Below are 9,824 nucleotides of genomic sequence, written 5' to 3'. Positions count from 1 at the left end.
TGGAGGGGTTGGTTGTTCGAAGGTTCCTTTTGTCTTGTTGCCCCGTTTTTCCTGGCTTTGGGGTTGGAGGAAAAGCGGGGCCACCACCGCCCGCCCCCCCCCGCCCCTCTCGTGCGTCTTCAGGCCTTACTCGGTCAGGCTGCCGTCCACCTCGTCGGCCGCCTCGACCTCCTCCCGGGTGATGCCCAGCAGGTACAGCACGGTGTCCAGGAACGGCACGTTGACGGCGGTGTCGGCGGCCTCGCGCACCACCGGCTTGGCGTTGAACGCCACACCCAGCCCGGCCGCGTTCAGCATGTCCAGGTCGTTGGCGCCGTCGCCGATCGCCACCGTCTGCGACAGCGGCACCTTCGCCTGCTCGGCGAACCGGGCCAGCCAGCGGGCCTTGCCCGCGCGGTCCACGATCTCGCCGACCACCCGGCCGGTGAACTTGCCGTCCACCACCTCCAGGGTGTTGGCGGCCGCGAAGTCCAGCCCCAGCTCCTCGACCAGGTGGTCGGTGACCTGGGTGAACCCGCCCGACACCACCGCGACCTGGAAGCCCAGTCGCTGCAGGGTGCGGATCAGGGTGCGCGCCCCCGGCGTGAAACGGACCTCCGCGCGCACCTTCTCGGTCACCGAGGCGTCCAGCCCGGCCAGCAGCGAGACCCGGGCCCGCAGCGACTCGGCGAAGTCCAGCTCGCCGCGCATCGCCTGCGCCGTCACCTCGGCGACCTCCTCCTCGCAGCCCGCGTGGGCCGCGAACAGCTCGATCACCTCGTCCTGGATGAGCGTGGAGTCGACGTCCATCACCACCAGGCGCTTGGCCCGGCGCTCCAGCCCGGCCGCGACCACCGCGACGTCCACCCGCTGGGCGGCCGCCTCCTGGGCCAGCTCGGCCCGCAGCTCGTCGGTGGCCACACCGGACACGGCCAGCTCGACCGCCGTCACCGGGTACTTGGCGAGCCGGAACACACGGTCGATGTTGCCGCCCGCCGCGGTGATCCGGGAGGTGAGCGCGGAGACGGCGGCGGAGGTCAGCGGATTGCCGAGCACGGTGACGTGCGAACGGCCCTCGCGGCGCGGCCGGTTGTCGCCGATGCCGGAGAGGATCTCGGCCTGGAGCTTCTGCTCCTCCGCCCAGCGGTGCACGGTGGCCCGCAGCCCGCCCTCGGCGCCGGGGGCGGTGGGCGGGGTGACCAGTGCGCAGAGCGTGATGCGGCCACGGGTCACGACCTGTTCGATGTCGATCACGTCGACGGCGAAGCCGGCCAGGGTGGCGAAGAGGCCGGCGGTGATGCCGGGGCGGTCCTTGCCGAACACCTTGACGAGCAGGGTGCGCTCGTCCGCGGTCCGGGGCTGGGCGGCGGGGAGGGGCTCAGCGGCCAGGGGCGATGCGTTCATGGTGCCTCCCACGCTACCCGCCGGCCGGCGGGCCCAGAGCACCCGTCCCACGTCGCGGACGGGTGCCGGGTAGCAGCCTGGTCACAGTCACCCGGGGTGACTTTTATTGGCGGTCAGCAGGCTGGAATGATTCCCCCCGTCAGTTTCGGAAACATCGCACCCCTGGTCGGGGGCACAATTCGGGGGAACCGAGAGAGCGGGGCAGGCGCGCAGTGCCGCAACTCGTCATCGATATCAACGGACAGCAGCGGACTCTGGAGCCCGGGCGGTCCTACACCCTCGGGCGCAACCCGCAGTCGGACTTCCCGTTCGACGACGCCAGGGTCTCCTGGCACCACGGGACCATCACCTTCAACGGCAGCGGCTGGCAGCTGGACGACCACGGCAGCACCAACGGCACCTACACGGCCGGTGCCCGGACGATGCAGGCCCAGCTGTTCCCCGGCGCCGTCGTCAACCTCGGCAACCCGGAGAACGGACCCCGGCTCGGCTTCTCCGCGCCCGCCCACGCAGCCCCGCACGCCGCCGCCCCCCAGGCTCCCGCCTGGCACGAGGCCGCCACCAGCCGCAGCGCCGCGCCGACGCCCCAGCCGCCGGCCCCGCAGCAGGGCTGGTCGCCGCAGGCCCCCTACCCGCCGCAGCCCGAGCAGGCCTGGGCGGGCCGACCCCAGCCGCCGTTCCCGCAGCAACAGCAGCAGCACGCGCCCCAGCCCCAGCAGGGCGGCTTCCCGCAGCAGCAGGCCTTCCCGTCCGACCCGCAGGACGGCGCCGGCCCGCAGCCGACGATCATCCGCAACCTGACCGCCGCCATGCGCACCGTCCGGATCGGCCGCGCGCTCGACAACGACGTCGTGGTCTCCGACCTCCAGGTCTCCCGCCACCACGCCGAGCTGCGCCAGCTCCAGGACGGCCGCTACGAGATCGTCGACCTCGGCAGCCACAACGGGATCTTCCTCAACGGCCAGCGGGTGCAGCGCCAGCTGATGGGCCCGCAGGACCGGCTGACCGTCGGCCACTCCAGCTTCGTGCTGGTCGGCGACCAGCTGCAGGAGTTCGTCGACACCGGCGCGGTCTCCTTCTCCGCCCGCCACCTGACCGTCGAGGTCGAGCACAAGGGCGCCAAGAAGATCCTGCTCGACGACGTCAGCTTCGGCGTCCCGGAGAAGTCCCTGGTCGCCGTCATCGGCCCGTCCGGCTCCGGCAAGTCGACCCTGCTGCGCGCCCTCACCGGCTACCGCCCGGCCGACCGCGGCGAGGTCCTGTACGACGGCCGCAACCTCTACAAGCAGTTCGCCGAGCTCCGCTCGCGCATCGGCCTGGTGCCGCAGTCCGAGATCCTGCACAAGGAACTCACCGTCCGCACCGGCCTCAAGTACGCGGCCCAGCTGCGCTTCCCCGGTGACACCGAGGCGCGCGAGCGCGCGGCCCGGATCGACGAGGTGCTGTACGAGCTGCGCCTGGACAAGCGCGCCGACAACAAGATCACCGCGCTCTCCGGCGGCCAGCAGAAGCGCGTCTCGGTCGCCCTGGAACTGCTCACCAAGCCGTCGCTGATCTTCCTGGACGAGCCCACCTCGGGCCTCGACCCGGGCATGGACCGCGAGGTCATGCAGATGCTGCGCGGTCTCGCCGACGACGGCCGCACCATCCTGGTCGTCACCCACTCGGTGGCCGAACTCGCGCTCTGCGACCGGCTGCTGGTGATGGCGCCGGGCGGCGCGGTGGCCTACTTCGGCCCGCCGGACGAGGCGCTGCACTTCTTCGGGTACGAGACCTGGGCGGACGTCTTCCAGGCCTTCGAGAACTACCCGGACCACGACTGGGCCGGCCGCTACCGCGGCTCGGTGCACTACCAGCAGTACTCCGCCCCCGACGTGGAGTCGGGCGAGGTGCAGCACGCCCAGGTCGCCCAGGAGGCCGTCCGGCCGCCGAAGCCGCAGAGCTGGGGCTCGCAGCTGTGGACGCTGATGCGCCGCTACATGTCGGTCCTCGCCTCGGACCGCGGCTTCCTGGCGCTGTCGGTGCTGCTGCCCGCCGTCATCGGCGCGGTCAGCGTGCTGGTCCCCAACGGGGCGGGCCTCGCGCCCAACCCGAACACGCAGCTCCACCTCAACAGCGGGGCCGCGACGATTCTCATGATCCTGGCGATCGGAGCCTGCTTCTCCGGAGCGGCCAACTCCGTCCGCGAGCTGATCAAGGAACGGGCCATCTACGAACGGGAACGGGCCACCGGGCTCTCCCGCTCGGCGTACATGATGTCCAAGATCATCGTGCTGGGCTTCTTCAGCGTGATCCAGGGCGCCATCGTCGCCGCGGTCGGCTTCCTGCCGCGCAAGCTCCCCGAGCACGGCCTGATCGTCAAGGACCTGCCGATCATCGAGATGACCATCGGCATGATCCTGCTCAGCTTCACCGCGATGATGTTCGGCCTGATGATCTCGGCCCTGGTCAAGACCGCCGAGAAGACCATGCCGCTGCTGGTCATGTTCGCCATCATCCAGGTCGTCTTCACCGGCTGCCTGTTCCAGCTCTTCGGCAAGCCCGGCCTGGAGCAGGCCGCTTGGCTGATGCCGGCCCGCTGGGGCACCGGCATCGTGGCCACCACACTGGACCTGTCCAAGCTCATGGGCCCCTGGAACAAGGACTTCCAGAACCCCCAGTACGACCCGCTGTGGACCAACAGCGTCGCCCAGTGGGCGATCGACGCGGGCGCGCTGATCGCGATCTCGATCGTCATCGGCGTCATCGTCACCCGGCTCCAGCGCCGCCACGAGCCCGAGGTCATGCAGAAGGGCTGACCCCCTTCGCCCCGCCCGCCTTCGCCCCGCCCGCCGAGGGGCGGCCCTCCCATCACCCGGAGAGCCGCCCCTCGGCCGTTGCGCAGGCCCCGAGTCCTAGGTCCCGAGGCCTGCGCCCACCCCGGCCGCGGACCGACGCGGCGGCGCCCGCGGCGGCGGTAGTTTGGCGGTATGCCCAGCACGCCCAGCGACCACCGGAGCCCGGCCGGCCCGCACCTCGACCTGCGCGGCCCCGCCCGCCCGATGCCCGGCTGCGACCCCTGCCTGGCCGGCATCGAGGCGGTCAGCCAGGCGCTGCTCGCGATGAGCCGGCCCTTGGAGGTCCGCGAGGTGCTGCGCCGCATCACCGCCTCCGCCCGCGACCTGCTCGGCGCCGAGTACGCGGCCCTGGGCGTGCCCGACGACCACGGCGGCTTCGCCCAGTTCGTCGTCGACGGCGTCACCGACGAGCAGTGGCGGGCGATCGGCCCGCTGCCCCGCCAGCACGGCGTCCTCGCCAAGATGCTGCACGAGACCGGCCCCACCCGGCTCGCCGACGTCCGCAAGGCCCCGGCCTTCGGCGGCTGGCCGGCCGCCCACCCCGAGATGGACGCCTTCCTCGGCATGCCCATCCTGGACGCCGAGGCCGCCGAGGACGAACCGCAGGTCACCGGCGTCATCTTCCTCGCCAACAAGCGCGGCGGCGGCCTGTTCACCGACCACGACGAGGAACTGCTGCGGATACTCGCCGCGCACGCCGCCCTCGCCCTCTCCAACGCCCGCCTGTACGAGCGCAGCCGCGAACTCACCCTGGCCGGCGAACGCGCCCGCATCGCCCACGACCTGCACGACGCCGTCGCGCAGAAGCTCTTCTCGCTGCGGCTCACCGCCAAGGCCGCCGCCACGCTCGTCGACCGCGATCCGGCCCGGGCCCGCGCCGAACTCGCCGAGGTCGCCCGGCTCGCCGCCGAGGCCGCCGACGAACTGCGCGCCGTCGTCGTCGAACTGCGCCCCGCCGCCCTGGAGGAGGACGGGCTGAGCGCCACCCTCGCCTCCCAGGTGCAGGTCCTCGACCGGGCCCACACCGCGGACGTCGCCTTCGCCGCCGACGGCGTCCGCGCCCTGCCGCCCGCGCAGGAGGCCGCGCTGCTGCGGGTCGCCCAGGAGGCGCTGCACAACGCGCTGCGCCACTCCGGCGCGGGCCGCGTCACCGTCACCCTGGCCGGCACGCCCGCGCGCGGCGCCGTGCTGCGGGTGCGCGACGACGGGCACGGCTTCGACCCCGAGTCCGTCCGCCGGGCCGGGCGCCACCTCGGCCTGGCCTCGATGCGCGACCGCGCGGCCGCCGTCGGCGGCACGCTCACCCTGGAGTCCGCCCCCGGCCGGGGGACGCTCGTCGAGATGGAGGTCCCCGGTGCCTGACCGCACGCCCGACCGCACGCCGTCGATCCGCGTCCTGCTGGTCGACGACCACCAGGTGGTCCGCCGCGGGCTGCGCACCTTCCTGGAGGTCCAGGACGACATCGAGGTGGTCGGGGAGGCCGCCGACGGGGCCGAGGGCGTCGACCGCGCCCGCGAACTCGACCCCGACGTCGTCCTGATGGACCTCAAGATGCCCGGCGTCGACGGCATCGAGGCGCTGCGCACGCTCAAGGGCGAGGGCAGCCGGGCCCGGATCCTGATCGTCACCAGCTTCACCGAGCACCGCACGATGGTCCCCGCGCTGCGGGCCGGCGCCGCCGGGTACGTCTACAAGGACGTCGACCCGGAGGCGCTGGCCGGCGCGATCCGCTCGGTGCACGCCGGCCACGTCCTGCTCCAGCCCGAACTGGCCGAGGCGCTGCTCGCCGACGACGGCCCGCGCGCTCCGCAGGGCCGCGGCGGCACCCTCACCGAACGCGAGCGCGAGGTCCTCGGCCACATCGCCGACGGCCGCTCCAACCGGGAGATCGCCCGCAGCCTGCACCTGTCGGAGAAGACGGTGAAGACCCACGTCTCCAACATCCTGATGAAGCTGGACCTGGCGGACCGGACCCAGGCGGCCCTGTGGGCCGTCCGCAACGGCGAGGCGCGGGACGGCGGCCCGTCCTAGCGGTCCGCGTGCTCCCGGTTGCTCAGCGGTCCTCGCGCTCGTCGACCAGCGCGTTGTACGCCGCCACCTGCGCCCGCCGGGCGGTCCGTCGCAGCGGCGCCAGCACCGCCTGCCGCGCCGCCATCTCGGAGGCGCTGACCGCCGCGCCGTGCCCGCCCGCGGCGATCGCCAGCAGCGCCGACACCTGCCGGGCCGACTCCAGCACCCGCACCGCACGCGGCGGGTACCCGGGCGCCAGCAGTTCGGCGTGCCCGCGCCGGCGGTACGCCTCCAGCGCCCGCAGCGCCTCCGGCCCGGCGCCCGCCACGTCCAGCCGGGTCAGCAGGAGCGTCGCCTCGCGCAGCCCGTCGGCCAGCTCCCGTTCGGCCTCGTGCAGCGACGGGACGTCGGCCGGCGGTGTGTCGTTGGTCTCAAGGCAGCGCCACAGCACCGTCGCCGAACGGTCCCCGGCCGGGCCGAACACCTCCACCTCCGGCACCAGTCCGAGCGGGACGCCCACCGCCAGCACCGCCTCCCCGACGCCCATCGCCCGCTCGTTGAACGGCGCCGGACCGGTCAGCCCCAGCGGGTGCCCGGCGGACGGCAGCGCCAGCCGCAGGCCCTTCACCCCGAGCACCCGGAGCCGTCCCAGCGCCCAGGTGAGGCCGTGCCGTTCGCCCGGCCCGTCCCCGGGCAGTCCGGTCACCCGGTGGCTCTCGTCGTCGCCCAGCACGGCCGCGGCGGCGTTGTCCGGCGGCACCAGACCGGCCAGCAGGGCGTTGCCCCACGCGGTCAGCCGCCCCGAACGGGGTTCTTCGTACGGATTGTCGGGAGGAGTCGCGAGCATCCGGCCAGCCTACGGAATCGGCGGTCATCCGCGTGGCGTAGGTTTGCCCATGCGTGTGCGGCGCACCCACCCCGTGCCCACCGGCTGCCGGAGTAGGCTCGCCGCCCGCACCGACGGCCGAAATTCTTGTATTGGGGAAGGCGTAGGCATGAGCGACGTGCTGGAGCTGGTGGACGTATCCGTGGTCCGGGAGGGACGCGCGCTGGTCGACCAGGTCTCGTGGTCCATCTCCGAGGGGGAGCGCTGGGTCATCCTGGGCCCCAACGGCGCCGGGAAGACCACCCTGCTGCAGATCGCCGCCACCTACCTGTTCCCGACCGCGGGCAAGGTGTCGGTGCTGGGCGAGAAGCTGGGCGAGGTCGACGTCTTCGAGCTGCGCTCCCGGATCGGCCTGGCCGGCGCCGCCATGTTCGACAAGCTGCCGGCCGAGCAGACGGTGCTGCAGACCGTGCTGACCGCCGCCTACGGCATGACGGTCAGCTGGCAGGAGACCTACGAGCAGTTCGACGAGTCCCGCGCGCTCGCGCTGCTCGACCGGATGGGCATGTCCAACCTCACCGGCCGCAAGTTCGGCACCCTCTCCGAGGGCGAGCGCAAGCGCACCCTGATCGCCCGCGCCCTGATGACCGACCCCGAGCTGCTGCTGCTCGACGAGCCCGCGGCCGGCCTGGACCTCGGCGGCCGCGAGGACCTCGTCCGCCGGCTCGGCGCGCTCGCCCAGGACGAGTTCGCCCCGGCCATGGCGATGGTCACCCACCACGTCGAGGAGATCGCGCCGGGCTTCACCCACGTCCTGATGATCCGCCAGGGCAAGGTGCTCACCGCCGGTCCGATCGACACCGAGCTGACCGCCCGCAACCTCTCCAAGTGCTTCGGCCTGCCGCTCACCCTGGAGCGCCACGGGGACCGCTGGTCCGCGCAGGGCCTGCCGCTGGGCTGAGCCCCCGTCCGCGCCTCGCACGCACCTCGTACGCGCCTCGCACGCTCCGATGTCGTCGGGTTTCCGGGGACCGGTCGCACGCGCGACCGGTTTCCGCCCCTCGACCTGCGGGAACTGTCCGCCTCGAAGGCCCTTCGCTCCCTAGGATGGACACGTGGACAGCTGGATCTGGTGGCTCCTGGCCGCCGTCGGGCTCGGCATACCGCTGGTGCTGACCGCGATGCCGGAGTTCGCCATGTTCGCGGTCGGTGCGCTGGCGGCCGCCGGCGTGGCCGGGCTGGGCGGAGACGCGGTCTGGCAGACCCTGGTCTTCATCGCGGTCTCGGTCTCGCTGCTGGTCTTCGTCCGCCCGATCGCCTACCGGCAGCTGCGGCAGGGCCCGCACATCAAGATGGGCATCGAGGCGCTCCAGGGCGCCACCGCGGTCGTCGCGGAAACCGTCGACGGGGAGGGCGGACGGATCAAGCTGAACGGCGAGATCTGGTCGGCCCGCGCGCTCCACCCGGACAGCGTGTACCAACCGGGGCAGCAGGTCGACGTCGTCGAAATCCAGGGCGCGACCGCCCTGGTCGTCTAGGGGAGAGTCCGTGGAACCCGTCCTTATCGTTTTGGTCGTCCTGGTCGTGGTGGCCTTCATCGCGCTGATCAAGACGATCCAGGTCATCCCGCAGGCCAGCGCCGCGATCGTGGAGCGCTTCGGCCGCTACACCCGGACGCTCAACGCAGGCCTGAACATCGTCGTCCCGTTCATCGACCGGGTCCGCAACCGGATCGACCTGCGCGAGCAGGTCGTGCCGTTCCCGCCGCAGCCGGTGATCACCCAGGACAACCTGGTGGTCAACATCGACACGGTGATCTACTACCAGGTCACCGACCCGCGCGCGGCCACCTACGAGGTCGCCAGCTACATCCAGGCCATCGAGCAGCTGACCGTCACCACGCTGCGCAACATCATCGGCTCGATGGACCTCGAATCCACCCTGACCTCGCGCGAGGTCATCAACGCCGGTCTGCGCGGCGTCCTGGACGAGGCCACCGGCAAGTGGGGCATCCGGGTCAACCGCGTCGAGCTGAAGGCGATCGAGCCGCCCACCTCCATCCAGGACTCGATGGAGAAGCAGATGCGCGCCGACCGTGACAAGCGCGCCGCGATCCTCACCGCCGAGGGCCAGCGGCAGGCCCAGATCCTCAAGGCCGAGGGTGAGAAGCAGGCCGACGTGCTCCGGGCCGAGGGTGAGGCGCAGGCCGCGGTGCTGCGCGCCGACGGTGAGGCGGCCGCGATCCGGACGGTCTTCGAGGCCATCCACGACGGCGACGCCGACCAGAAGCTGCTCGCCTACCAGTACCTGCAGACCCTGCCCGAGCTGGCCAAGGGCGACTCCAACAAGCTCTGGATCATCCCCAGCGAGGTCGGCGACGCCCTCAAGGGCCTCGGCGGCGCCTTCGGCGGGCTGACCGGCAACCCCGGCATCAACGGCGGCGCGGTCGCCGCCCCGAGCGTGCCGCCGGCGGCCCCCGCGGCCACCCAGGTGCCGCTCGACCCGGCGGCCGGCCCGCGCCCGGTGGACACCGAGAAGGGTGCCGCCCGCCCCCGGGTGGACCCGGCCCGCGAGTACCGCAAGATCGACCCGGAGTGACCGGCTGAACCGTCCGGCCCGGGGGGACGACCACCCAACACGCGGGGGAACCCGCAGGGGGGGGGGGTTGGGGGGGGGCGGGTTGGCCACCCCCCCCCCAGACAACCCCCCGCGCCGGCTGGCACCTCGGGTGTCGCTGGTGCCGCCGATCGCGCCCCGGGCGCTGAGG

Annotated in this window: 8 protein-coding genes; 6 read left to right on the top strand and 2 right to left on the bottom strand. The window is 72.8% G+C overall.

Going from position 1 to position 9,824, the window contains the following annotated elements:
* Positions 1–126: 126 nt before the first annotated feature.
* Positions 127–1,383 (bottom strand): phosphoserine phosphatase SerB, encoded by a 1,257-nt coding sequence (gene serB / locus ACFVX9_RS07250; protein ID WP_063349632.1) that lies wholly within the window; start codon positions 1,381–1,383, stop codon positions 127–129.
* Between the two features lie 212 nt (positions 1,384–1,595).
* Between serB and ACFVX9_RS07245 the strand changes: the two genes are divergently transcribed.
* From ACFVX9_RS07245 to ACFVX9_RS07235, 3 genes are all read left to right on the top strand, one after another.
* Complete coding sequence (locus ACFVX9_RS07245; RefSeq protein ID WP_387980838.1) at positions 1,596–4,181, top strand: FHA domain-containing protein; 2,586 nt, start codon at positions 1,596–1,598, stop codon at positions 4,179–4,181.
* A gap of 243 nt (positions 4,182–4,424) precedes the next feature.
* Entirely contained in the window at positions 4,425–5,582 is a 1,158-nt protein-coding gene (locus ACFVX9_RS07240) for a GAF domain-containing sensor histidine kinase (protein ID WP_380379694.1), read from the top strand.
* Positions 5,575–6,252, top strand: coding sequence for a response regulator transcription factor (locus ACFVX9_RS07235; protein WP_363378731.1), 678 nt, complete (start codon positions 5,575–5,577; stop codon positions 6,250–6,252). The genes ACFVX9_RS07240 and ACFVX9_RS07235 overlap by 8 nt, the downstream gene beginning before the upstream one ends.
* A 22-nt stretch (positions 6,253–6,274) precedes the next feature.
* On the opposite strand, the gene ACFVX9_RS07230 is transcribed toward ACFVX9_RS07235, so the two are convergent.
* Positions 6,275–7,078 carry a hypothetical protein gene (locus ACFVX9_RS07230; RefSeq protein WP_063349635.1) on the bottom strand — a complete coding sequence of 268 codons (804 nt, stop codon included), beginning with the start codon at positions 7,076–7,078 and terminating at the stop codon, positions 6,275–6,277.
* A gap of 148 nt (positions 7,079–7,226) precedes the next feature.
* On the opposite strand from ACFVX9_RS07230, the gene ACFVX9_RS07225 reads away from it, so the two are divergent.
* From ACFVX9_RS07225 to ACFVX9_RS07215, 3 genes are all read left to right on the top strand, one after another.
* Positions 7,227–8,018 (top strand): ABC transporter ATP-binding protein, encoded by a 792-nt coding sequence (locus ACFVX9_RS07225; protein ID WP_063349636.1) that lies wholly within the window; start codon positions 7,227–7,229, stop codon positions 8,016–8,018.
* A 166-nt stretch (positions 8,019–8,184) separates the two neighbouring features.
* Complete coding sequence (locus tag ACFVX9_RS07220; protein ID WP_363378739.1) at positions 8,185–8,595, top strand: NfeD family protein; 411 nt, start codon at positions 8,185–8,187, stop codon at positions 8,593–8,595.
* Positions 8,596–8,605: 10 nt separating this feature from the next.
* Entirely contained in the window at positions 8,606–9,655 is a 1,050-nt protein-coding gene (locus ACFVX9_RS07215) for an SPFH domain-containing protein (protein WP_063349637.1), read from the top strand.
* The last annotated feature ends 169 nt before the right edge of the window (positions 9,656–9,824 follow it).

Origin of the sequence: Kitasatospora sp. NPDC058243, from assembly GCF_042882025.1 — a bacterium.
Classification (GTDB): Bacteria; Actinomycetota; Actinomycetes; order Streptomycetales; family Streptomycetaceae; genus Kitasatospora.
Note: the sequence above shows the minus strand (reverse complement) of the source record. Positions and strands in the feature narration are given on the sequence as shown.

Coding starts and splice junctions, on each gene's coding strand:
- serB (WP_063349632.1), bottom strand. CDS start 1,383: ATGAACGCATCGCCCCTGGCCGCTGAGCCCCTCCCCGCCGCCCAGCCC.
- ACFVX9_RS07240 (WP_380379694.1), top strand. CDS start 4,425: ATGCCCGGCTGCGACCCCTGCCTGGCCGGCATCGAGGCGGTCAGCCAG.
- ACFVX9_RS07230 (WP_063349635.1), bottom strand. CDS start 7,078: ATGCTCGCGACTCCTCCCGACAATCCGTACGAAGAACCCCGTTCGGGG.
- ACFVX9_RS07225 (WP_063349636.1), top strand. CDS start 7,227: ATGAGCGACGTGCTGGAGCTGGTGGACGTATCCGTGGTCCGGGAGGGA.